Here is a 26208-nt window from a genome sequence, read left to right on the forward strand (position 1 = left end):
CCCCAACCAAACATTGGAGCAACGGACCCAAGTCCCATAGCCGCAGCTTGATCTTCAGTTTCAGTTGTTGTATCTGTTGTAGCATTTGAAGCTGTTGCAGCTGTTACTTTATTTGGACCAACAGCCACTAAAGCATTTATAGATAAACCACTCATATAATTACTGAGTGATTTAGAAAGCAAACATTCTCCCGTTGAACACGTAGACACATTACCAGTTGCTACCGTTACATTATTTTCTTCAGACTCACCGATACATTTACACTTAAATTGTGTTATCAATGAAGGAGTAGCTTGTGGACCTTTAGTACCAGTACCTGTGTCAGCATACTGCGTGTAGGTAACTTTTAGACCAGCCATTTCTAATTTGCTCAGCTCGCTTGGTAAAAAATCTTTTACTGACGCTGGACTTGGCGCCTGATAGTTAGGATTGTGAGGATCGATTGGAGCTATCAGTGACACTGGACTGTTTGCTTCGCCTGATGCATCCATCACATAACCAGAATTTAAATCTACCACAAGCCCGGTAAACTGACTGCTTGTCAGCGCGCTTGAAGCTGGTGGGGTAAATGATGCTGGTGGTGCAAATGATGTTACAATTCCAGCGTGCGAATAGTAAGAACTTTCTTTGATTGTGTAACGTGATATTGGTTGCATATCCAGATCACTACCGAAAGAAAACAATCGTGCTCCACTGCTCTGAATTTTTGTTGAAACTGTGTTGGTCAATTGCGGCTTAGCACCAATTGAATAATTGGTAGTAGAACCTGGAATAGTAAAATGTGCTAGATCAGCTTGAGAAATCGTATCATCAACCTTAGCAACAGGAATTCTTACATAGATAGGAAGTGTCGCTGAAGGATTAGTCCAGTTAAAACATGAATCTGGAATTTGCAGAACCCAATCACCAAATTGAATCGGTTGAGCTAAAGTTTGAAGCTGAACTTGTCGTTGCTTTTGTGCTAAAAATGCTGATTCAAAAATGTTTGGTACCATGAAAAGGACGGCTGAAATGAGGAGCTCACCAGCAGCAAGTAATTTTCCACCGACTTTTTTAGCAGCTGCTCCAGCCGCTCCCCCAACCGTTTCTAAAGAGACTTCTGGCAACATAGATCCAGCTTTTCCTGCCATTTCTGTAAAAGCATTTTTAAATCGAGTTGCGTCTTGCAATAATGATTTTGATTTAAACTTAGCTGAAAGATATTCTGCATCAGTCACACCTTTAGCAGCAGCACCTCTTTCTGCGTCTATAGCATCCATAGCATTTTTTTGAGCCATAGAAGAATCTTCGATAATTTTGTCTGCATCGCCAACACTTTTATCAAGAGCAGCTGCTGCTTCATCTGAAAAATGACTCATTGATTTTAAAGTTGTTCCATCTGCTGCAAATTCGCCTCCAGCATCAGCAAAAGCTTTGTCCATTTTGCCAAGCATTTTTTCACTGCTATCCAACGCTGAATCGACCATGTCCGTAGCAGCTTTACTTTTTAAGCTGCTTGTTGCTTCAGTAAGAGCGTCCTTAGCGGCCTTCATTTCTGCCTGTGCAGCTTTCATGCCCTTAACATCATTTTTTACCATTGCTTTAGATAATTTTCTTGCTGCCTTTTTTAAAGCTTTTCCCATATCGCTTATGGCATCATTAGCTTTACTTACTTCTAATTCTGCGTCATTAAGGTCTGATAATTTCGCAGCTACTCTTTTAACCGCAACGTCATCAATTACTCCTGCAGCGCTACGTCGAGCATTCTCTGTTGCAGCCTTCAAGGATTCTGCCTCTTGCTCCGCTATGGATTTCGTAGCTGCATCTTCTTCTGCTTGCTGAGATGCTTTACGCGAAGCTCTAATACTGTCACCACCAAATTCTTCTTCTGCAAGCTTGGATCCTTGATCTGCTATCCCCTTAGTTAAAGCTTCTTGGCTCACTTGCGTCGACAACTTGGTTATCTCTTCCTCAGTAGCTTGACGTGCAGTAAAACCTGCATCTTGAGCAGCTGTCCTGACAGCATCTGCAGTCATGCCTTCTGTAAGTTCTGCATTGAAAGAAGCTATTCTCTCAGCAAACGCTACTGCTGTTTCATCAGCCGTTTTTTCAATCATGGTACCAGTAGCTTCATCAAATGCCTTGGCACCATCCTCAAGCACTGTAAACTCCGATGAAAACACAAATCCTGAACAGGAAACGAACGTGAATATAATGAAAAATTTACTCAACAAATTAGCGTGCTTCATTCTCATCCTTTTTTAAAAATTGAATTTACAAATCGTAAAATCACTATAAAACAAAAATAAAGCGTTATGCAAGGAGTTAAGAAATAATGAGTTTTTGTTTGATATGGGTACAATGTTTGGCCTTCATGCCAGGCCAGGCATCAAAGTATGGTTTCGTACATACTTTGAAATCATACGACCCAAAGAGGTTTCTTTGGGTAATCTCGACGGAAATAAAAATGCATTCGCCTATCCTGTTTCGTTTTAACGAAACAGGGGCTCCATTGCAAAGTATTTCCTGATGGGGAAGCTTGATTCTTTAATCCATTTTTTCTTGAGTTTGAGTCGGAGTTAATACTCGTATTTGCCCTTGGCTCATACGAGCTAACTCCTGGGTATGACTTTAAAACAGATTTTATAAAACCGAATTCGAAACAGGCCGGAGATCCATGTGCTGAAAGCGAAAAAGCCTTATCCAGAGAACTTATCTATAAATCTAATCAGGGAGCTCTTGTTTTATCTGCTATTTATTGAGATCATACATCTATCCATGAACGCCGAGAAAGGGCCGATACTATGCCGATAAAATTTTTACCACGATACGAAATCACCTCAAAAATCGCCAATTATTTGATGCGCATTGAGGCGGTTAAAGAAAAAACCATGAACCTACCGATTACGCCACAGGTTCTGGCTTCGCTGCGAGAAACTGCACGACTTTATACAACTCATTATTCAACCATGATTGAGGGTAATCGTTTAGAACCTTTACAAATTCAATCGATCTTGCAACATGCTGGTCATTTTCCTGGTCGTGAGCGAGATGAACGCGAAGTAAAGGGATATTACACCGCATTGATACAAATTGAAAAATGGGCTGCTCGTGGCGTACCCATTACGCAAACAATGATTAAAGAATTACATGCTTTGGTAATGGCTGATGGCAGAAAAAAAGTACAAGCAACATCATATCGAGATGGTCAAAATGTTATTAAAGATAGTCGCACTGGCGTCATTGTGTATATGCCTCCTGAAGCTAAAGATGTTGCCGAACTTATGAAAGCAATGATTGATTGGACTGCGCAGTCATCAAAAATTCCATGTCCGATCGTTGCAGGAATTGTTCATTATCAATTTGCCACTATTCATCCATACTATGACGGCAATGGTCGCACCGCACGGCTGTTAACAACGTTAATACTGCATGCTAGAGGATATGATTTAAAGGGTCTTTACTCTCTTGAAGAATATTACGCTCGTGACTTAAATGCGTACTATGATGCAATCAGCATTGGTGAGTCGCACAATTATTATATGGGCCGAGCTCAGGCTGACATAACTAAATGGGTTGAATATGTTGTAGAAGGCATGGCAATTTCCTTTGAAAATGTTTTAAAGCGTATGTCTGATGCAGCGTTACAAGGAATGCCTGATCATAGTCAGTTGCTGCGTTCAATTGATCCACGGCAGCGCAAAGCATTGTCATTGTTGCAAGAATTTGAAACGATAACGAGCAAGCAAGTTGGTGAAATTTTTGGTTTTCAACCACGAACCAGTGCTCAAATTTGTAAAGATTGGGTGGATGATGGATTTTTGGAAATCGTTGATTTTTCTAACAAGGGCCGAAAATATAAACTTGCAGAGCGCTATGAAGCATTGATTTCTTCTGTTGTTAAAAAATGAATTTTTAATAAGGTAACGTATGAAAAAAGAACAAACAATCTTAAAAGTTGATTCTAAAAACAGAATCACACTGCCTAAAAAAATATCTGAAAGCGTGGGCAAATTGGTTCAAATTTCCATGCAGAACGGCAAAATCATCCTTGAGCCTTTACATATAATTCCACAAGAAGAAGCTTGGTTATTCGAGCCACAAAATAAAACGATTTTGACTGAACTTAAAAAATCTCTCAAGCAAAAAGCTACTATCAACTTAGGTTCTTTTGCACAATACGCTCCAAAAGAAAAAAAGAAAAAATAAGGCTTTTTGGTAAAAAAAATCTTTGTGCTAATTTTGCCACAAGCTGTGGCAAAATTGTAAAAGAACTATAAAAAGGCATTTTATTTGAGGCTTACATTAATCCCACAGCTGTGGGATTAATAGCGGATTTACCAATCAGCAGGCTTCCTTGGGGGCATTAAAAAAATGATGACTAAAAAACACCTAAAAAGAATTTATTAATGAAAAGATTATAAAATCTGTTTTAAGTCATATCCAGGAGTTAGGGAGTGTGAGCCACTCATTTTTATGAACCTTGTGAAATAAAAATGAGAAGAGGCAAACACGAGTATTAACTCCGACTCAAACTCAAGAAAAAATGGATTAAAGAATCAAGCTTCCCCATCAGGAAATACTTTGCAATGAAGCCCCTGTTTCGTTTTAACGAAGCAGGATAGGCGAATGCATTTTTATTTCCGTGAGATTTCCCAAAGATACTTCTTTGGGTCGTATGATTCCAAAGCATGTACGAAATCATGCTTTGGTGGCTGTGCCGCCATTAGGCACAGAGTTGAATGCTTAAAAATTGGTGAATGTATGTGGTATCCGACTTCCTAAAAAAATATTAAAAACCACCTTTTTTAAGCTACTTTAATAACAACTCGATCATCGACAACTTTCGTCGGAACCTTAAAATCACTGCTTAAAGCTTTACGTATAAAACTATTTATTTTGTAATTGTACATCTCTGGTTGCGCAATGCATGATCCGCAATGCTTAAGCCCTAAAGTAATCCAAAATCGTTTCATCGGTGAGTGAACAGCTTCATACAATTTTCTAACACAATCGGTTGCAACATTTTTATCGCCATTACAAGAAATAAACATGCATGGAATTTTAATTTTAGACGCTGTTGCCAAAGGAATAACCGGCACGAATTTTGTGGAAACCGCAGAAGGATTCATTCCAGATGACCATTTAAAAACAGGCTTTGCAATAAACTGCATACGCGGATTATACAATGAAAACATAATCAATGATTTACCGGGCAATTTATATGTTCGACCAAACAACGTGTATGAAAGAAACGTGTCAACGCTACGAGCCATACAATCAGTGCTCGACTCAAAAGGACTATCAAGAATTAATGCATCAAAAAGATTTTCATACTCAGCTTGAGCCATCAAAAGAGCAACTGCCCCCATAGAAAAACCAAACCCTATGACCGGCTTACCTTTGAGCACTGGATTATTTTTAACAAATTGTACCGCTCCATACACATCATGCATTTCGTCACGACCAATGGTAGACTCTTGATCTTGCGTCAACTCGCCATGAGCTCTAAAGTCAAACGCTAAAACGTTAAAGTACGGAAAATAGGTTTTAAAGAAAAATGCTTCATGCTTAGAATGGGTGTATCCATGACAGATAATGACGGTTCCTACAGCTCCAGGCCGAGTAGCTAAAAAACCATTTCTCGTGAAAGTTTTATCAGACGACTGACTCTGTTTAACAGGAAACGAAACGCTTTCAACCTTTAAGGACAACATGCCTTCTTTAGTGTTATCCAAATGTTTTACATAGGATGCAAACTCTGCAGATACGTCTGCTGGAGTCATGGTCGTTACACAATCAGAAGAATCTGGCGTTACCAGTTCTGGCGTTACCACTTCTAGCGTTACCAGTTCTGGCGCTACCACTGATGTGCTCGTTATTGACGTGCTAATTATTGATTCAGCCGGTAAATCGGTGTGAATTACATATGAAAAACTAAAGAAACTAAGAACAATTAGTAAAAAATTTATAGATCGCATGTTTTACTCCCCCACTGTCAAAATGCGTACCATTAACAGTTTTTAGTGTAGCAAAGGGGAGTTTTTCATTGCAAGACTTTATATTAAATTTTATAAAAATCTAAATTCGAAATTAGGTTTTGTTTTCATAACGCCGTTCGTGGTGACTACGCACTACCAACAAACACAACCTACCCGCCGTTCGTCCCGAGTGTTCTGCTTTAGCAGAATGTATCGAGGGATAAATGAAAAATCAAAACTTTTTCTTTCCAAAAATCTTTAACAATTCCCAATTTCCTTGGATTAAAGCTTCTTTTTTCTTGCGAGACCAATTTTTTATTTTACGCTCAGAGACTAAAGCCTCAGCCCTAGTACCAAAACCTTACATAAAAACAAGTTCGACTGGAAGTCTTTCTGAAGTATATCCAGCTATGGATCCAAGTTGATGCTGAGATATTCTTTGCTCGATTTGATCAGTATGGCCTACATAATAACTGCCATCGCTGCATTTAAGAATGTAAACAACAAATGTATGCGTAAATTCAATTCTTTTTAAGTCATAAATTTTATCCCTCGATACGATTTCTTCGAAATCACTCGGGACGAACGACTGGGAGGGAGTTTTTCATTGCAAGACTTTATAAAAACTTTTTAACATACTCCAAAAGTTCTACCTTAGTCATGAAGTTATATGTCATTTCCATGAACTTGCCATCTTTGAAAACAAGAAGTGACGGCACTTTTTGAATCTTAATATCATGATTCCACCACAGAATTCTATGGATTGGACTGTCTTTGATAAAATGAACTTTATAAACTTTGACCTGCCCAGATAATTTGTGAGCAACAGCTTCTAGCGAAGGAATCATGCGAACGCACGTAGGACAATTTGATCCATAAAAATCAAGAAGCACAACTCCCTTGGCATTTAAAACCAACTCGTTCAATTCTTTTTTTTCAGAAATTTCTCGCATCTCTGTTTTTTCGTCAGAAAAATTTTCAAAGAATTTTTTATCGAGCTGCTCACCGATTTCAGCATTAAATCCGATTGAATATAAAAATGATGTTGCATCAAGGGCAGCTTTTACGCCTTCGCCAGAAGCGACGATTGCCTGTTTGTACGAAGGATCTTGAATTTCTCCTGCAGCAAAAACACCCTTGAGTGAAGTTTCCTGCGTTCTGCCATTCATGACCAGATAGCCACTCTCATCAAGCTCAATATCACCACCCTGTAGTAGTTTATTATTTGGATCATGGCCTATGGCTAAAAACATTCCATCAATCGGTCGACGCTCAGTTGTTTTTAATACATTGTCGTACACATCAACTGCTACCACTTCACCTTTTTCTCCATGAACCGCAGTCACTTCTTTATTAAATTCAACTTGGGCATTTGGATAGGCAAAAACTCTTTTCTGCATTGCAACAGCTGCACGCATTGCTTCTTTTCGAACGAGCATCGTAACTTTTTTCACATGGGGAGCTAGCTCAAATACCATCTCTGCAGCACTATCACCACCACCGGCAATCACGACTTCTTTACCTTTAAAGAAAGGTGCGTCACATACTGCACAAGTAGTCACCCCTTTACCCCAGAATTCACGCTCTCCAGGAATATTAAGGCCACGAGGAGTAGCTCCAGTTGCTACAATAATCGACATAGCTTTAAAACGACGGCCATCTTCCGTTTCAAGGGCAAAAGGCCACTGAGAAAAATCAACTTTTGAAACCGTATCATGAATGATAGTTGCGCCAAACGATTCCGACTGCTTTCTAATATCTTCCATAAGCTCAGAACCGAGAACTCGGTCACGGCCAGGCCAGTTTTCAATAAATGTTGTTTGAGTAAGCTGACCGCATGGGACTGGACCAGCAAAGACGAACGCTTTTATTCCCGCACGCGCCATGTACAGCGCTGCGCTCAGTCCAGAAGGACCAGAACCAATAATAACAACAGGAGCAACGTTTTCTTGCTTGAGCGCTTGCTCTAAAACGTACTGCAATTCAACTTTCGATTTTTTCTCAGGACTCTGCTTAAAACACGCTACAAGGCATAAAATAGGTAAAGCTATAAAGAAAACTTTAAACGATTGGCCCATTAAAAAACTCCCTGTCAGAAAATTTAAAACTGTCTATCTAGAACAGTACTGTATAGAGCTATTTATACAAATACAATACTTAACATGAAATAGCCCAAATTTGACAAATATGCAAGTTTAGTTTAAAATTGAAATATGTCTACGTTAACGAAAAACCTACTCACATCGCAAAATCAACAGCTCGAATCTACACAGATCGCACACTTTTTGTTAATTAATTTCCTTAAAGTTTTTTAGGTGTAACAAAATGAATCATTTTTTTAAAAGATATTTTCTTTCTATAACACTATTATCTCTTACCTGTCTATCGTTTTTTGCAAATGACGCAAAAAGCTCAGCTGACTCGCAAAACGTGGCACCAAATAGTTCAATCACGGAGCTGCAAGAAGCTGTAAGAGCAGACCTAGAGCGAGAAATGTTTCAATCTTACATGTCACAAGCTCGCCAGCAAACCCAGACTATTGGCTTTTGCCTTCAACAGCTTTTGCAAACGATTGATGCCCAAAAGATCAAACTTACAAAAGAGCAAAAACAGCACGTTACAAAGGAAATGGTTGCGATACAAAGTTTCACCAAAATTCTGCTTGAAAAACTATTCGTTTTAAACTCAAAAGATGCTCTTCATGAGGCAATCCTCATTAATCATGTACTTGTCGACTATCTTTTCTCAGTCGTTAAAGCTGATATCACCAAGATTGATGCATCAAAAATTCATGAGCTTCTTGTCAAAAAATCAAATACGGTACTACCTGAAGAGATCCTATTTGCCTTGGCTGAAAAAAATCAAGCTGATATCGCAAAATTAGTGAATGCAACCGATAACGTTGGTCTACGCTGGTACAATCATGCATACCGTGGCATACAAAAATGTAATACAGCTACTATTGCTAAAGGTGTTGCTGTAGCTGCAGTTTCAGTGGCAGCCCTCGCTTGGCTTGCGTGTAAATCTAAAATAGCAACCGATGAGGGTGTAAACGCTATATCAGATAGTGATTCTGAGCGTAAAACATTTGATTGCAACGATTCAAGAAATGGTTGGTATAGCCGATACATAGGTCAAGAAGTTAATATAGACCTACAAACACGACGTCCTTATGTGTACGATAAAGATAAAAATCCAATTTATTTGAAAAGTTTTACACCGACACAAAAAGTATGTGATTTTTCTTCAGCTCTGCAAGCCGCTGGAATACTAACTATTGGCTCCTTGGCAAGCATGAATCTGAACGAACTATTTCACTCAATGTATGATGGTCCTTTAAGCTGGCTAAAAACAGCAAGTAATAAAAAATTAGAAGACATCAACAAAATACTACTTGGCACTGCAAAACCGAACGTCAGTGGTGATGAAGAAAAAGTATACTTTAAAGATATGGTTGGCAGCGATCATCTTGAAACTCTTGCGAAAAAAATTGCAAACTTCATGAAACATCCTGAACGATATGAACGAACTCAACTTGAAGAACATCGTGGCATACTGTTGTTTGGTCCTCCTCAAACTGGTAAAACTCTTTTTGCAAAAGCTCTTAGAACACTTATTGCAGATGAACTTGGCGCTGATAAAAAAGTAAGCTTTATTGATGCAAAAAAAGTTTTAGATTCTGATCGTCGAATTACCATTGAAGATATTTTTGCACACGCTGCATATTATGCACCATGTATTATCTTCTTTGATGAAATCGATATAGTTGGAGCTCATCGCGATAAAAATACCGTCAACACATCGCAACTTTTAACATGTATGCAAGGTATTGATGGCGCATTAAAACAAGTATTTGTTATCGGTGCAACAAACCGTCCTGAACAACTAGACTTTGCTCTTAAAAAAGATGGCCGTTTTGGAAAAATAATTCATCTCGAATATCCAAAATATGAACATCGTAAATTATTCTTGCAGCAACAGCTTGCAAAACGATGTGTATCTATAAATCCAGAATACATTGATTGTATTGCACAAGAAACTGATGGTTGTTCATACAATGAACTCAAACGAATTATCACTGAAGCTTTAATTCAATCATCAATTGAAATGCGTCCAGTCTGCCAAAATGATTTAGAAAAAGCACTTGATGTCGAAGTCAGAAAAATGCAGCAAACTATTTCTATGCCAAATGACGAAAAAAGAATCATTGCAACGTATCAAGCTGGTAAAGCTGTTGCTCGACATATTTTACAAACTAACCAAGAAGTAGTTAAGATCACGGTAAATTCTGTCAATAAAGAACTTAAAACAGATGTTCCTTTTTCTATCAAAACTTCAACTGATACAGCAAATGCTGAAAATGACAACTTAGTTTCAATTAAAAAAGATATCAGAACCAAGCTAGGCGAAGTTTTCACCAAATCAAAAGCAAACCACAGCGAACTTCTCAGCGATGATCTACAACGTAAAGAATGCTTAGCTCTGCTTGCTGGAAACGCAGCATTGCAGCTTATGCTTAAACAGTCATACACTCAGTGCAACAAACATGACCGTGCTGATGTGATGCAGATTATTTACAACATGATTTCAAGTGGCGAAAAAATTGATGAGAAAATGAAAAATCAAGCTATTGCTCTTAAAGATCAATATGAAAAAGAAATTGCTCAATTGCTTGCTCCTCATAAAGATTTAATAGAAAAAATCGTCGATACGTTGATGAAACAAAACACAATTGATCGTTATGAATGGAAAGCTTTAATTAGTTAAGAAATTAATCTACAAAAAAAAGAGCAGCGCTTTTACAAGTGCTGCTCTTTTTTTGCTTCAACTACTCTAATTCTGTTAAATTTTACTTTTTATATTTAGTTTTTATGCCATGCGTGATAGCTATACATTACCCACAAATATAACTCCCCACCGTCGTTCGTCCCGATCCAGCCTACGCACGCTTTCTCCTACCCGTCGTTCGTCCCGAGTGTTTTGCGTTAGCAAAATGTATCGAGGGATATTGGAGCTTCGGCGGACATGGTGTTCTGCTTTAGCAAAATGTATCGAGGGATAATTGTATTTTTTTCTTACTATTTTTATCCCTCGATACCCAGGCTTCGCACAAGGCTTCGCCGGGCAGGCTAATTTCTTCGAAATCACTCGGGAGCAGCGACGGGGAAAAAAATCTTTAATATCGAATCAACCCTATTTTGAATACAAACAATTTTTCCATTCAACTTCAGTTTGGTATGCTGACGATGAAAGAATCAATGAAAGAGTATGTTTTTGATTGAGTGGTAAAATCGGTCGACGGTTGGCGTTTAAAGCTTCAAAACGTACAAGATACACGGACTTGAACTGACTGTATCTATCCCCAAAGAAATGACGATATTCAACAGGAAGATCAGCACGGCGAACCGAATCCGGTAGATACAGTTTATCGCCTACTTTTAAGCGAATGTTCCAAGTAGCATCCTTGTCACCAAGTAAATCATTAAGTTTTTGATATTCACCTGTGTACAATGATCGATTCGATTCATACAGATTTTCTGGCTGTGTTCCCGCAACATAAAACGATATGAAATATCTATTTTCATTTAAAACACGTTGTCGCATGAGTGATTCTTGTTCCTGCGTAACTCCATGATATTTTTTATGATAATCAACATAAAGCATTCTCACGTGGTCAGTTAAAAACAGCACGTCAAATTCTGCAATCGTTGCAAATTTATGATAAGCGATAGTTGAGCGGAAATATGGCTGAGCTTCCTCTACGATATCTTGAGAATGTTTTGTTGCTTGCTTGAAGTTATTTTTACCCCAATCTATGATTTTGTTGCAACCGCTTAAAAGGAATATACACTGAATTAATACGCTTACATGCACTAAAAGCTGTAATTTTAATCGCTTCATTACACTACATCCTGCTTTCAAATTATTGTGATAAAATAACATGCATAACGTATATGAAAGATCTTTAATTGACAAGTACGTTTTGTTAAGAAAAAATAAACCTAAGAAAAAACAAACTATGATTCAAAAAAGTTTTGCTTTTATTGCTTACCGCTATCTTTTCACCAAGAGTAAAGACACGACCATTAATTTCATGGTCAAAATTTGCTTCATCGGAATTTTGGTAGCAAGTTGCTCGCTCACACTCGTTATTTCAGTTATGAATGGATTTGAAAAAGCAACATACGAAAAAATACAATCAATTTACCCAGATCTTATCATCGACGGCCAAGGAGAGCAGATTGATATGGATTGTCTGTCTTTAATTCTTGCTGAGCCAACCTATAAAATTCAACATTTTGCACCGCAACAAGTCGGTCAATCACTCATTTATAATCCTGAACTGTCACAGACACCTATCATGATTTTTTTACGAGGTATCGATCCTGAAAAAGAATCACTCGTTAATAAATTAGACCAAAAAATAATAAATCCAAAGAGCTATCCACTTTCAAGCCTTACTAAAAACAACCACATAATAATTGGTAGCAAGCTAGCAGAGCAAGCAAACCTTTGCGTTGGTGACTCAGCTCGTATTTTATATTCAAGTGATGAACCTGCGGGCCTACATATCACCTTTCAACAAATAACAGTGATCATTGGTGGCATTTTTAAAACAGGAGTTGAAGAGTTCGACAACAACGTTGCTTTTGGCAACATTACTTTTTTTGATCAATTATTTCCTGACCAAGGCATAGGGCAAGTACATCTCAAGTTGCAACCGCACAGCAAAGAAGATGAAATTATTACCATGTTGAAAAAGCGATTAAACGCTGATGTCTACTGCTGGAAAGATTTATATCCCACGTTAATTTCGGCTCTCAAGCTTGAAAAGTGGGCAATGTTTTTCATACTCATGCTCATTGTCTTTGTTGCGAGTATGAATATTGTTTCACTCATTTTTATGTTTGTGACTCAAAAGAAACGAGACATCGCTATTTTAACATGCCTTGGCATGCATAAATCATCGATACGATATATTTTCATAACCATCAGTTTGATCATTGCCGTAGGCGCTACTTCACTAGGTTTGGTCTTGGCGTACGCCGTAGGAAAAGCATTACAAACATTTCCATGTATAAAATTGCCTGACAATATCTATGATACATCATACCTTCCTATCAAAATGGAACTGACTGTTTTTTCTGCTATTTTTATCACAACAATTATGATAAGTTTTTTGGCAAGTGTTCTAGCAACGCGAAACATAGATCGGTTGCACATTGTAGACACATTGAAAAATGAATAAAGCCTAAAATAAAAAAGGAGTTTTTATATGACCAAATACCATGTGACCAAATCTCAAATTCTTTCAACAACCGTAGCACTTGGTGCCATTCTTGCTTTTTCAGGTTGTGACTGGTGTGGATGTTGTAAAGTTCAAAAAGAAAAAGTAACTACTCAAGCAAAAGCTCCAGTTGAAGACAAAGCAGCAACTCCTGCGCAGCATATTGAACCTAAGGCTACAGTAGAGCATCCGATGCCTGAAGTAGTCCATCCTGTGGAACAGCATCCGATGCCAATGCCTGAACATACAATGATTGAACATCCAATGCCTGAACATCATATGCCAATGCCAGCGCATCATATGCCAGAGCCTGTGCATCCAATGCCAACACCAGTTCATCCGATGCCAGCACATCATATGCCAGAACCAGTTCATCCGATGCCAGTGCATCATATGCCAGAACCAGTTCATCCGATGCCAGTGCATCATATGCCAGAACCAATTCACCCGATGCCAGTGCATCCAATGCCAATACCTAAGCATATTGAACCGAAGGCAGCAGTTCCGGCAATGCCAGAACCTAAAGCAATTCCTATGGCAATACCAAAAGCGCCCGAGCCAAAAATGTTGCCAAAAGCTCCTGAAGCAAAAGGTAATGATCTTGATTCATTACTTTCATCATTGAACGCAAAAGCATAAGAGTTTTAAACTCAATATTGAAAATTTCCTCCTTGTCGTTCGTCCCGAGTGATTTCGAAGAAATTGTATCGAGGGATAAAGAATATCTTAATCAGCATCCCTCGATACTTTTTGCTAATGCAAAACACTCGGGACGAACGACAGGGTGAGTTATAATTATTGGTAATTCATAATGTCATCACTAACAGTGGTTAAAACAAGTACATAAAAAAACAAGAACGTTTATGCATGTAAACGTTCTTGTTTTTTTACGATTAGTTATTTTTTCTTAGGTGCATGATGCCTAAAACGATCTGGCTTATCACCTTCTCTACCCACAGTTGCTTCTAAGCGACCAATGGATTGAGCGAATTTTGTTTTGATTTTGTTTCTGATCTTTGCAGATGCTTTTTTCATGGTTACTTACTCCCCTTTTATTAAAGTCCCATATGCCATCATGATATGAGAAGTAATTAACCAAATTCAAGCTTTTTTTTAAAAGACCGAACAAAAAGACAACATATGCAAAAAATTCAACAAATGATCTTGAACTATTTGTGAGTCTTCTGGTTTTTCAAATATGAAAATACCTTGGTTATCATATTTCATATTCCACGTATGTAAAACAGGATCACGCATATCAAACCGCTGTATCAAATCTTGAACCTTATTTTGATCTGGACCATTGTCACCTATAAATAGTGATCTATCGTTTACCGAGCGAACAGATTGGTTGAAGTCTGATTGTTTCATATGAGAAGTGAATTCTTTTTGCTGTTGCCAGCTATTTTCTTTTTTAAAAGACTCTGGATGATGATATCCAGCAACGCCCTTTAAGCAGGTAAAATCTGGATTATTCACTAAATATGCTGCCTTGCTAATATTGAAAGTATCTTGAGCACAAAGATCGTGAATAATAAATTCTGATAAATTTTCCAAGTGATGATTCTGCACCATGTTCTTAGAAAAACCACCCAATTTTATGAGCAGTTCTTGTTCCTTGTTTCTATTTTTTATATAGTCCATGCCCCATCCTTAATTTTGAGCAAATTACTATCAAATCAATTCAAAAGATTTCTACCATACCAAAATAATAATAACAAATGATTATCTTCCAAAATCGTACTTATCCCCCTGTGCTTCTGATAAACCATTTGATTTTATCAAAGTTTGTGCGATTTAATAAAAATGATACACTGTGCTCTATTGTTATAAATGGCTCACACACGTAATTAAATAAAAAAACATGATACAATTTTTTCTGATTTTTTATATTTTAATTTCACAAGCTCTCACCTTGGAAGGCAGAAGTATTTGCAGGCCGGTCGACCACTCCGTTCCAGTCATAACGGTATCTTCTACAGATCCAGCATTTGAAAAAAGTTGGACCGCGCTTAACAAAAGTTTTACCTTCGAAAAAAAAGAACATCGTCTAAAAAGTAATTTTTTACGCTTACGTCCTATAAAAAAAGGCTTTGATCAACAATTTTTTCAAGAACAATACCTTCCAATCGGCTTTATAAAATTTCGAGACAAAGCCGATAAAGTTTCAACATCTATTCTTTCAAAGCTCGCTAATGAATTGGTAGAAGAAATTAAAGTTGGTCAACAAAAATTCACCCATTTTGACATACTAAAAGACAAAGATTTTAATTACAAGACGCTTTCTGGTCTCATTGTTGCAAAATTTAAAAACTATCCATTCGTTATAAAAATTTCTATCGAACATCCGCACACCATGATTCAACCATTTTCAAAAAGTTTTGAAACTGACTGCATTTTTGTTCTTGGTGGCAACTTAAGACATTTAAGTAATTTTACAAGAATTGCTAACCTTGAACGAATTAAAAGTATTTTAAAATACAATCCATTTTTTGTAGACTCTCTAGATTTTCCACGAAAATGGTACTGGAGACCAGATCGATGTCACGACCTTAAAATTATATGGCGCTGCAATGGCACTACTGAAGAAATGTTGCTGCCAAGCGTCTATGCAACAATCTCTGACTTTATAAAAACTGATAAAATACAACCGCAACAAGAACTCAATAAAATTGCTATGAAAGTGGCAATCGATACTGGTTTTTTAATTGACCCTCATGCAGGGAACTTCGTAATTGAGCAAGAAACAAATAAAATTGTTCTACTCGATACAGAAGATTTTCGCATGATGGCTGGCCTTGATAAAAGTATGAAAGCAAAAAAATATTTGGGTTGGTATATAGAATTAGCGAGTAACTGTTTCCATAAATATTGCTTTAGAACAAAGCAAGAACGAATCGATCAATGTACGCTCATTTAAACTAATTCGTCTTCGATTATTTTAAGTAAATTTGAAAACTTTTCATTACGCAAACGAAAATCAGTAATTCTTGTAACAGCATGCGCAATGGTCGTATGATCTTTTCGATCTAAATACTCTCCAATTTCTCGTAAAGACTTATCAGTGTTACGCTTCATTAAATACATCGCCACCTGACGAGCATGACTCACGCCTTTGCTGCGATCTTTCGATCGTAAATCTTCAAGGCCGTATGAAAAATGTTTTTTAATATGATGGAGCACGAGCTTAAAATCAATCTTTGCAGGGACATCTTGAGACTCTTGCTCAGCACCCAGCACTTTTTTAACAAGATCATTGGTAATGGCTTGACTGGTCAGTGAAGCATATGCCAAAACGCGAATGAGCGATCCTTCCAGCTCACGAACGCTGTTAACATTTCGTTGAGCAATAAATTGCGCTACTTCATCAGATATAATTTCTCGCTGCATGTGAGCTTTACGCTTTAAAATAGCTACTTTTGTTTCCATAGTAGGAATTTGGACATCTGCAATAAGTCCCCATTCTAAACGAGATTTTAAACGCTCTACCAAACCACCCAAATAACGAGGCAGAACATCACATGAAAGAATTATTTGCCTGTTTGATTCATACAAATTGTTGAAAATATGAAAAAAAACTTCCTGTGTTTGTTCTTTATTAACCATAAACTGAATATCGTCAACCAACAAAACATCAACTTCTTTATACTTTGCTTGAAATTTCGAAATCCCATCAAAGCGAACAGCGTTAATAAATTCGGTAACGAAACGATCAGTTGTTTGATATAAAACAACTAAATGTGGATGTTTTTCTAAAATTTCATTGCCAATTGAATGAAGCAAATGAGTTTTTCCAAGTCCTGGACCACCGTACAATAGCAACGGATTATATAAAGAACCTGGTTTGCTAGCAACAGCTTTAGCTGAAGCATAGGCGAATTGATTGTTTTCTCCCACCACAAACGTATCAAACGTGTAAGCCGGATTTAATCTGCTCTGATGCGCTTGGTATCCTGATATTTTTTTAACAAGCTCATACTTTTTCTTTTTTGGAAATGCTTGTGTAGCTGGAATAATTTTAGACGACTCTTGAGACACGTCTCGCTGAGACAAGTCTCGATGAGATGACTCTCCTGCAGACAAATCTCGTTCATCAACCACATGCTCTGGTGAGACCACAGATCCCAGTAAAAAATGAATCGTAATTTTTTCAACGCCGAGCAGTCGCTTCAAATGTTTTTGAAACAGATCTTTATAATTTGACTCAACCCAGTTTTTGACAAAAAGATTAGGAGCCGAAAGATATACTCCTCCAGTTGTATTATCATAGCGAGAGATTGTCACAGCTTTGATCCACGTTTCAACAACGCGCGTGCCAACTTCTTCTCGAATAATTTTTAAAAAATCTTGCCAAATCTGATCATTGAGTACATTCATAAATTCTAATTCTTTTTTTATGGTGGTACGACTCGTACCTATATGTATGCTACAAAAAATTGATCGTGTAAATCTGTTTCACAGTTTAGCAAAAAAAGATCGTTTCCTATAGGGAAACTTACATTTTTATTTTTTAATTGTGGACTTAAACAAGCTATTTTAACCTGAATTCGACATTAGATTTTTCTTTAATGTTTAGTTTTTACGCCGTTCGTGGTGAGTGTTCGACAAAGTCGAATGTATCGAACCATAAAAACTAGCCCTTAATTTATCCCTCGATACTTTTTGCTTTGCAAAACACTCCAGCCGTCGCTTGCAGCTATGGCGGACACGGTCGGGACGAACGACTGGGAGAGAGTTTAAATATCGAACTCGGGTTATTTTAAGCAACTGCAACAGAAATCATGATAGTATTGCCATCCACAACTTTCTTAACAAGCGTACCAAGCAAAACAAGCTCAACTCCTGATCCAGATTGCTGCAAGGCTCCAGAAGCACCACTTCCAGCATTGTCAGAAAGTACCGTGTTTGGCATAAAAAATCTGTTAAATGTATCATTTTGACTATCTGCGTAACTTGCAGGAGCATAGGTAATAATTGGACCATCATGCTCAAATGTCAAAATAATGGTGAAGTTTTTAACCCCAAAAATCTCTTGGACACCTACAATTTGGTTAGAGTATGCTTCTGACTCATACTCATCATCATGTACAAAAATATCTTTTGACTGTGTGACCATAAGCGCCATAAGCACATACAATAACGTTGATTTGTTCATAATTTTTTTATTCATAAAACCCCCTTTTTGAGTCGTTACAGATACCTTAATCTACAAAAAAATGGCTTTCAATAGCAATAAAAGGGTTGTTTTTGTATGGGTTTGTTGATTGGAGCTTGTTGGTTAATGTATTTAACACTAGTCGATCACCCAGGCTTCCAGCCGTCGCCGTTGGCTATGGCGGACACGGTCGCTAGAAAGCTACGCCGGGCACGGCCACATATAATCACCAATTTTTAAGCATTCAACTCTGTTCCTCAAGCCGGAACAAGGCTTCCAAGTACCCTTGTCGGCACTTGGAGAACAGACATTCAATGGGTTAAAAACCCCTTAAAAAACCCCACGGAAATAAAAATGCATTCGCCTATCCTGTTTCGTTAAAACGAAACAGGGGCTCCATTGCAAAGTATTTCCTTATGGGGAAGCTTGATTCTTTACATAATTTTTTCTTGAATTTGAGTCGGAGTTAATACTCGCATTTGCCTAACGGCCGTGTCCGCCGTAGCTTTATTATCTCTCGATACATTTTGCTCACGCAAAACACTCGAGACGAACGACGACAGAGCTAGAATATGCGTAGGCTGGGCTCATGCTCCCTAACTCCTGGGTATGACTTAAAACAGATTAAATTATTTTTAGTACATGGGAACCCCGGGTTAAACCTGAAGATGAAGAAAGAGGATATTTACAGAATAAAGTGCATTATTAGGAAAGCTGAGAGCGGGTGAGCCGCTAATTTTTATGAAATAAAAATTAGAAGAGGCGAATGCGAACATCTTGCCGTCGGGGGTTTTCTAAGGGGCGCTAGCCACTTAGATACCTGTTCCCCAAGTATTGGTAAGAATACTTGGGCGCTGTGCCGCGTAGGCACAGAGTTGAATGCTTAAAAAAATGAGTTGCTAGTGGCCAGCGATAGATGAAACAATTTCAAATCCTAACCCTACGAATACCAGCTCCAAATCAATACATCGCAAACCAACCAAAAAAACACCTGGGGGGCTGTTGCGGCCCAAAAAGCGCTATGCTATAACTATTAGTATGCAATACGAAGAATTCTAGAAAATCCTAGTAAAGCATAAAGCATCAAAGTACCAGCAGCAATGAAACAGTAAAATGTAAAACTCTTTTGGAGAATCTATTATGAAAAATAAATTAATGTTCATCGGTCTTACTACTATCGCATCTGTTGGTTTAAACGCTTCTCAAGGTGCAGAAACTATACGTTACGGTCAATTAACTAGAACAGAAAAATTGGCAGAATATTGTTCAGGTAAACTTACAAGCGCTAAATCTGGTATTTCAAGTGCAGCTACATACCTTGGTAATACAAGAGTAGCTACTAAAACTGCAGATTTCGGTACATACCTTGGTACAACAAAACCTGTAATCAAAGCTTTTGAATTTGGTTCATCAGTTGCAGCTAAAACTGCAAGCGCTGGTAAATCAGTTTACCAAACAACTATTGGTGGCGAAACTCTTGGTTACTTCAAATATGATCGCCAAGCTGCTACATCAGCTGCTGCACTAGCAACTGTTGGTTTAACTTATGCTACATACAAAGCTTACAAAAACGGTTCTTTCTCAAAATTGAATCCTTTCGGTAAAGCTGCTGTAGTTGCAGAAGAAATTGTTGCTCCAGTTGTAGTTGCAGAAGAAGTTGTTGCTACAGCTCCAGTTGTAATTGCAGAAGAAGTTATTGTTACAGCTCCGGTTGTAATGAAAAAACGTGCGTTTAACACTCCAAAAGTTTGGAATGCTAAAACTAGAACATACGAAGTAGCTAAGTAATTTCGTAACTCAGTAATTCAATGCAAGATTAGCAATAATCTTGGCCTAAAATAAAAAAAACCGACCTCTCTTGAAAATAGAGAGGTCGGTTTTTTCAGGTTTAATTTAACTACCTTGATCCACAACCTGTCCGCCGAAGCCCCACTATCCTTCGATACTAATTTTCTATGAAAATTAACTCAGGACGAGCGGGCAATACATGATTAAAAAGCGAAGGCTGGATACGTCAAATTCAGGCTACTGAAAGCATTTTTCTTGCGTTGTGTATAATCTTTTCAATGCTGAAACCTTTGAAATATCACCAATCAAAACAAAGCCAATAAGCTGATCATTTTTTATATATAATCTTTCTACGTTTTGTTCATCTATATTTGAAATGATTTTAACAGTTGTGTCATGATCTACCGTTTGACCACAAGCATAAAAATCTTTGCCAAAAAAATATGAGTCACGAAGTCCTACCATACCTGGATACCTACGAGGAGTTGCGCTTAAAGTGGTTGCTGCGCACAGTCCCTGCAGCATTGCATCAGACCACGTGGTACTGCGCATTATTTTGCCGGTCACCATATCCGGCGCCCTACACACGTCTCCACCAGCAAGTATATGTGGTACGCTTGTACGCATATGTTCATCAACGATGATTGACCCATTTTCTGTTGCTATGCCTGCTGACTTTGCAAGCTCACAGTTCACTTGTGACCCTGCGGCCACAATCACCATGTCTGCAAAAATAGTTGATTCAGGCTGGCCAGCCTCCGACTGAGAAGTCTTCGACTGGGAAGTCTTCGACTGGGAAGTCTCGGTTTCAAGCTGCACACCAGAAACAACGCCACCGATTTCGCAAATTTTAATAGCTTTTCGATTGGTAAAAATTTCGACACCAAGATTTTGAGCTTTGCTTTCTACCCACTGTGCAATTTCACCGTCGACTTGCCCTGCAAGAATAGTTTTTGCAGCTTCGATAAGAACTACCGATATTTTTAAAGATACAAGCGACGAAACAGCTTCTATGCCGTTGAGTCCACCGCCAATAACAATTGCCGTCTTAACTTTTTTCTCGGCAGTATAGTTTGAAATTGCATGCATGTCACGCAATGTGTGAAACGTAAAAAGACCTGAACATTGTACGTTTCGCGCAAATGGTGGCAAGAAAGGTTTGGTACCAATTCCTAAAAAAAGTTCATCGTAATAAAATTGTTCAGTGCCAACGGGTTCCATTGCGATGGTAACGGTTTTGCTTGCAGTATCAATTGCTGTTACCCAACTATTAAAATGTATTTGAATGTTGTTTTGCAAAAAGTAATCTTCAGGTTTGAGTGAAAGTTCCTGCTCAGTTTTATCACCTGTTAAAAAATCTGCTAAAAAACAACGATTATACGGAAAATCTTTTTCACCAGAAAAACAAACAATCTCACTTTCTTTATCAAAGGATCGCAACTTCACGACAAAAGAAACTGAGGCTGCTGACATACCGACAACGATAACTTTTTTCATATAAAAAACCTTTTAAGATTTAGACAATTGAAACTTAAGCAAAGAGCCATGAAGAAAGTTCTTCAAGGCTCTTTATCAATATTTTATAGAGTTTTCAGAAAACAATTATGCAATTTTCAAAATGGTGAGTCGAACCATGTAAATACCAGCATAATCTCCGGCAGTGGCCGTGACAACGGTAGCATTAGCAGCACTAATTGCAGCGACTAATGTCGACGTTGGTACATTAACAAATGCTCGTCCATGAATCCATGTAGTTGCAGTTGTAGATCCTGCGATAGTGTTAGTATCTATAGTCAGAGATGCCTCAGTTGCTCCTGTATAAATGGCGACAGATGCGGCGCCTGTCAAACTCATTTCATAATCGAATACATAGGTACCAGTTGTAAGAGTAAAGGCAGAGCCTCCACCAGCACGGACTGAGTGTGTAACGGCTCCTGAGGTATTGTTGAAAAGTTGTGTATTGATTAAGAAGGTCTGTCCCAGTGGTACGGTACTTGTTTGCGTAGCAGTGTTAACAAATTCTGCAGCTCCAAAAGTTCCAGCTGGACCAGTCGCTCCGGTAGCGCCTGTAGAACCAGTTGCACCAGTCATACCCGTATCACCTGTTGCACCAGTAAGTCCAGTGTCACCGGTAGCTCCGGTTGATCCAGTACTTCCTGTTGAGCCTGTTGCGCCAGTGTTACCAGCACCAGTCATACCTGTTGAACCAGTGGAACCAGTCATACCCGTGTCACCTGTTGCACCAGTAAGTCCAGTGTCACCGGTAGCGCCAGTAGATCCTGTTGAACCGGTAGCTCCAGTCATACCAGTGTCACCGGTAGCGCCAGTGCTTCCGGTAGAACCAGTACTTCCTGTAGCACCAGTTGCACCAGTGTCACCTGTAGAACCTGTACTTCCGGTAGATCCCGTACTTCCTGTCGAACCTGTTGCGCCAGTGTTACCAGCACCAGTCATACCTGTTGAACCAGTAGCACCAGTCATACCTGTTGAACCAGTAGCACCAGTCATTCCCGTATCACCAGTAGCTCCAGTGCTTCCTGTTGATCCGGTAGCGCCTGTTGAGCCTGTGTCACCAGTAGAACCAGTTGCGCCCGTCGATCCTGTTAATCCTGTATCACCAGTAGATCCTGTACTTCCGGTAGATCCTGTTGCACCGGTTGAACCAGTGCTTCCTGTTAAACCAGTAAATCCAGTGCTTCCTGTAGCTCCGGTTGATCCAGTACTTCCTGTTGAACCTGTTAATCCAGTAGATCCTGTAAGCCCAGTTGACCCAGTTAATCCTGTGCTTCCTGTTGAACCAGTAAAACCAGTTGCACCGGTAGCGCCTGTATCGCCAGTAGACCCTGTCGCCCCCGTAGAGCCAGTGCTTCCAGTAGCTCCAGTAGAACCTGTGTCACCTGTAGAACCAGTTGCGCCAGTGGATCCTGTAGAACCAGTTAATCCTGTGCTTCCCGTAGAGCCGGTTGACCCAGTATTTCCAGCTCCTGTAGCACCGGTTGCTCCAGTACTTCCAGTTGAACCGGTAGCTCCACCAGTAGAACCGCCAGAACCACCACCAAAATCAGTAACAATTTCTTGCGCTAATTCGTGTACCCATGGATAACGATCATCATAAGAAGCATTTGCTCGATGAATTAAGGTTGTAGCTTTTAAAACTTTGGTTTCTTGATCAAGCTCATCATTTTGAGCATTCATAACCGATCCACAACCCATGAGCGTCAAAAGCGCTATGTAATTTTTTACTTTTCTAATCGTTGAATTCATCTACTACCTTTTTTATTTTTACAGAATTTATAGAATTAATTTTATTTTTTTACTCACATAAAATAATGCGTAAGACTTTTTTACTTTCATATAAAATAAAATTAAACACAACAATTTTCATGCAAATTTCCAAATACTTTTTGGCTAAAAACAACTCAAAAAAAGAAGACTTGATTTTCGCCAAGTCTTCTTTTAAGTCATATAAATCAATAATTTGTTATTTAATTTTCATAAATATTATCGACTCAGAATAACTACTCTGTACATTAGGGTCTAACCCTATAGTTGTGCCAGAAACATTCTGAACGGTTATAACGTCACCAGATACCAGATCTGTTAAAATCTCAAAAGATTAACGTTACTACCAGCTATAACACTAGTAAACATAACTATTGTAGGTGCCTTAACCAAGTTGAATGTATTAGGATATGTAGTAGGAGCGGTAGAACCCAAATAAACAGTAATTCTATAAGTAGCGCTTCTTAGAACCGTAATAGAACCACCACTAATAGTAAAGTCACTAAAGGAAGTCTTCAAATTCTAAGTGCATGAAAAAAATCGAGGATCTTCAAAGCGCGACTGTGTTAGTCAAAGCCCTTGGCTGTGCCGGACAGGCTGGCTGGAAGCCTGAATAGTTTTTTAATCAAAGAATGTTATAAAAAGGTGCTGGATTTGTATATCTTTTTTAAAAAAAGTTGAGCTCTTTACCTACGGCAATCATAAATAAAGAGCTCAACTTTAATTCTGCTCCTTAAAAATCAATGTTATTTTTAAGGATTGATTTGCATTATAGCAAATTTAGCAGCTTGGCCACCTGCTAGATTAATGGTAAGAGGAGAGCCAGTAACATTACGAACGGTTATAGAACTATTAGAAGCAAATTGAATAATACCACTCCAACAAACGTTTACGCTATTATTACCATCAACCAGACTATTTGCTGCGCTAGCTATAGTACCATTGTATGGTGTACTACCACCAACATAAAGTTGTAAAGTTACCGGAGATGTTGTTATTGAATAGGCTGAATAATAAACAAAATAAGTCCCCGCATTTGGAACAACAATATTCGTAGCTCCAGCACTATGCGTAATACCACCAGACAAACTATTATCAACATTAAACGGAATGTCTGAACCGGAAGCTACAGTTGTGGTCGAAGTTTGACTAACATCTGCAAACACTGCACTAAGCGCTCCAGTCGCACCCGTTGCACCTGTTGCTCCAATAGAACCTGCTGCACCTGTAGCACCCGTGGCACCAGTAGCACCCGTGGCACCTGTAGCACCTGATCCAGTAGCTGCTGGCAAACCAGTATTTACACAACTTCCAAGGTTATAAATCCAAACTATATGAGGCGCACCAGAACTTCCCGTTAAAACCTGTATAGTACCAGTATTATTAAACTTCTGAATTGTAGATGAACAATCAGTTGTAATCTTTAAAAGATCTGTGGAAATGGTAGCAGAAGACGCAACTCCAGCAGTACCACTAGTAGTTTTATTCTTATAAAATTCAACTACACCTGCGGTTACAGTACCTGAAAATAAAACTCCATAGTTGGTGTTACTACTGTTTTCACTAAACGCAACTCTGTCTGAAGTTATGGTGCTATTTGATACATAAACACCAACACCAGCACCACTACTAGAATTGTTGTTAAATTCTATAGAATCTGCCGTAACAGCGTCTGAGTCTTGGAACACGACCGCGTAATTAGTTGCACTCGTATTATTTTCAAATTTTATCGCCATTGCATTTATTGCCGTATTATAAAGCCAAACGGTAAAATTTGAACTTGTACCATTACTATTATTCGTAAATAAAACGGTATTTGCTGTTATAGCACTTGTAAGAGCATTACCTGTAGTTTCAAATTTAATTGTTGTTGTGTTGAGATTAAATATAATTGTATCGGCTGTTAGACTTGAACCCCTATTAAATAATAACCCATTTCCTACAAATGAATAATTGGTAAAGGTTATTATCCCTTTGCTGATAATAGTTGTTATGAATGTAGTTGCTGATGATCCAATGAAGACATAGTCAGCAGCTGTTTTTCCAATGCACGTTATATCACCTACAACATTTAAGGTAACCGAAGCAGTGGCAGTTGTAGTAAGGCTACCATAAAGAATCAAACTACCATTAATAGTTAAAGATGCTCCAGTCGTAAGAGTTAAACTACCATCAATAATCACATCAGAATTAATAGTAAGTACTGAGCCTGAAACGTAATAAGGAGGAGTAGGGTTTACACTATTTAAAGGACTTCCATCTAAAGTGATTGTTCCAGCAGAATCTACAACGACAGTTCCGACTAAATATACTGCTGAACCTGCTGCGCCTGTAGCACCTGTAGAACCAGTAGATCCAGTAGAACCAGTGTCGCCTGCTCCTGTAGCACCTGTTGCTCCTGTAGAACCCGTGCTTCCTGTAGCACCCGTTGAACCGGTATCACCTGCTCCTGTAGCACCTGTTGCTCCTGTTGCTCCTGTTCTTCCAGTAGCACCTGTCAAACCAGTGTCTCCTGTTGAACCCGTAAGTCCTGTTGAACCTGTTGATCCCGTAGAACCAGTGTCTCCTGCACCTGTAGCACCAGTACTTCCAGTCGATCCAGTTGAACCGGTATCACCTGCTCCTGTAGCACCAGTAGAACCAGTACTTCCAGTCGATCCTGTTGCTCCGGTATCACCTGCTCCTGTAGCACCTGTTGCGCCAGTAGATCCAGTGCTTCCAGTAGCGCCTGTCAA

General features: G+C 38.6%; 18 protein-coding genes. 7 read left to right on the top strand and 11 right to left on the bottom strand.

Going from position 1 to position 26208, the window contains the following annotated elements:
- A partial coding sequence (locus WC747_04495; protein MFA5999250.1) for a hypothetical protein occupies positions 1 to 2228 on the bottom strand: 2228 nt, incomplete at its 3' end.
- A gap of 555 nt (positions 2229 to 2783) precedes the next feature.
- On the opposite strand from WC747_04495, the gene WC747_04500 reads away from it, so the two are divergent.
- Positions 2784 to 3890, top strand: a complete 1107-nt coding sequence (locus WC747_04500) for a Fic family protein (protein ID MFA5999251.1) — start codon at positions 2784 to 2786, stop codon at positions 3888 to 3890.
- Positions 3891 to 3909: 19 nt separating this feature from the next.
- Positions 3910 to 4188 (top strand): hypothetical protein, encoded by a 279-nt coding sequence (locus WC747_04505; GenBank protein ID MFA5999252.1) that lies wholly within the window; start codon positions 3910 to 3912, stop codon positions 4186 to 4188.
- Positions 4189 to 4787: 599 nt separating this feature from the next.
- Here the strand turns inward: WC747_04505 and WC747_04510 are convergent.
- Both WC747_04510 and WC747_04515 read right to left on the bottom strand, forming a co-directional pair.
- Positions 4788 to 5960 carry an alpha/beta fold hydrolase gene (locus tag WC747_04510; protein ID MFA5999253.1) on the bottom strand — a complete coding sequence of 391 codons (1173 nt, stop codon included), beginning with the start codon at positions 5958 to 5960 and terminating at the stop codon, positions 4788 to 4790.
- 617 nt (positions 5961 to 6577) lie between these two features.
- Complete coding sequence (locus WC747_04515; GenBank protein MFA5999254.1) at positions 6578 to 8038, bottom strand: FAD-dependent oxidoreductase; 1461 nt, start codon at positions 8036 to 8038, stop codon at positions 6578 to 6580.
- A 247-nt stretch (positions 8039 to 8285) separates the two neighbouring features.
- On the opposite strand from WC747_04515, the gene WC747_04520 reads away from it, so the two are divergent.
- A complete protein-coding gene (locus WC747_04520; GenBank protein MFA5999255.1) occupies positions 8286 to 10727 on the top strand; it encodes an AAA family ATPase in 2442 nt (813 codons plus the stop codon).
- 426 nt (positions 10728 to 11153) lie between these two features.
- Here the strand turns inward: WC747_04520 and WC747_04525 are convergent, their stop codons facing one another.
- The gene (locus tag WC747_04525) at positions 11154 to 11861 is read right to left on the bottom strand and encodes a hypothetical protein (GenBank protein MFA5999256.1); all 708 of its coding nucleotides are present in this window, start codon (positions 11859 to 11861) and stop codon (positions 11154 to 11156) included.
- A 118-nt stretch (positions 11862 to 11979) separates the two neighbouring features.
- Here WC747_04525 and WC747_04530 point away from each other — a divergent pair, with 118 nt between their 5' ends.
- A complete protein-coding gene (locus WC747_04530) occupies positions 11980 to 13209 on the top strand; it encodes an FtsX-like permease family protein (protein MFA5999257.1) in 1230 nt (409 codons plus the stop codon).
- A gap of 27 nt (positions 13210 to 13236) precedes the next feature.
- Positions 13237 to 13887 carry a hypothetical protein gene (locus WC747_04535; protein MFA5999258.1) on the top strand — a complete coding sequence of 217 codons (651 nt, stop codon included), beginning with the start codon at positions 13237 to 13239 and terminating at the stop codon, positions 13885 to 13887.
- 258 nt (positions 13888 to 14145) lie between these two features.
- Here WC747_04535 and WC747_04540 read toward each other — a convergent pair whose 3' ends face one another.
- Both WC747_04540 and WC747_04545 read right to left on the bottom strand, forming a co-directional pair.
- The gene (locus tag WC747_04540; protein MFA5999259.1) at positions 14146 to 14283 is read right to left on the bottom strand and encodes a hypothetical protein; all 138 of its coding nucleotides are present in this window, start codon (positions 14281 to 14283) and stop codon (positions 14146 to 14148) included.
- Between the two features lie 78 nt (positions 14284 to 14361).
- Positions 14362 to 14892 (bottom strand): hypothetical protein, encoded by a 531-nt coding sequence (locus WC747_04545; GenBank protein ID MFA5999260.1) that lies wholly within the window; start codon positions 14890 to 14892, stop codon positions 14362 to 14364.
- A gap of 220 nt (positions 14893 to 15112) precedes the next feature.
- Here WC747_04545 and WC747_04550 point away from each other — a divergent pair, with 220 nt between their 5' ends.
- Complete coding sequence (locus tag WC747_04550; GenBank protein MFA5999261.1) at positions 15113 to 16168, top strand: hypothetical protein; 1056 nt, start codon at positions 15113 to 15115, stop codon at positions 16166 to 16168.
- On the opposite strand, the gene dnaA is transcribed toward WC747_04550, so the two are convergent.
- Both dnaA and WC747_04560 read right to left on the bottom strand, forming a co-directional pair.
- Entirely contained in the window at positions 16165 to 17625 is a 1461-nt protein-coding gene (gene dnaA, locus WC747_04555; protein ID MFA5999262.1) for a chromosomal replication initiator protein DnaA, read from the bottom strand. The two genes, WC747_04550 and dnaA, sit on opposite strands and share 4 nt — an antisense overlap.
- A 382-nt stretch (positions 17626 to 18007) precedes the next feature.
- Positions 18008 to 18418 carry a hypothetical protein gene (locus WC747_04560; GenBank protein MFA5999263.1) on the bottom strand — a complete coding sequence of 137 codons (411 nt, stop codon included), beginning with the start codon at positions 18416 to 18418 and terminating at the stop codon, positions 18008 to 18010.
- 1125 nt (positions 18419 to 19543) lie between these two features.
- Here WC747_04560 and WC747_04565 point away from each other — a divergent pair.
- Positions 19544 to 20191: a hypothetical protein gene (locus tag WC747_04565; protein MFA5999264.1), complete on the top strand. Its 648-nt coding sequence runs from the start codon at positions 19544 to 19546 to the stop codon at positions 20189 to 20191.
- 237 nt (positions 20192 to 20428) lie between these two features.
- Here the strand turns inward: WC747_04565 and WC747_04570 are convergent, their stop codons facing one another.
- From WC747_04570 to WC747_04580, 3 genes are all read right to left on the bottom strand, one after another.
- Entirely contained in the window at positions 20429 to 21688 is a 1260-nt protein-coding gene (locus tag WC747_04570; protein ID MFA5999265.1) for an FAD-dependent oxidoreductase, read from the bottom strand.
- A gap of 105 nt (positions 21689 to 21793) precedes the next feature.
- Complete coding sequence (locus tag WC747_04575) at positions 21794 to 23455, bottom strand: hypothetical protein (GenBank protein ID MFA5999266.1); 1662 nt, start codon at positions 23453 to 23455, stop codon at positions 21794 to 21796.
- Between the two features lie 770 nt (positions 23456 to 24225).
- A partial coding sequence (locus WC747_04580) for a hypothetical protein (protein MFA5999267.1) occupies positions 24226 to 26208 on the bottom strand: 1983 nt, incomplete at its 5' end.

Source organism: Candidatus Babeliales bacterium, assembly GCA_041660205.1.
Lineage (GTDB): Bacteria > Babelota > Babeliae > Babelales > Chromulinivoraceae > JACPFN01.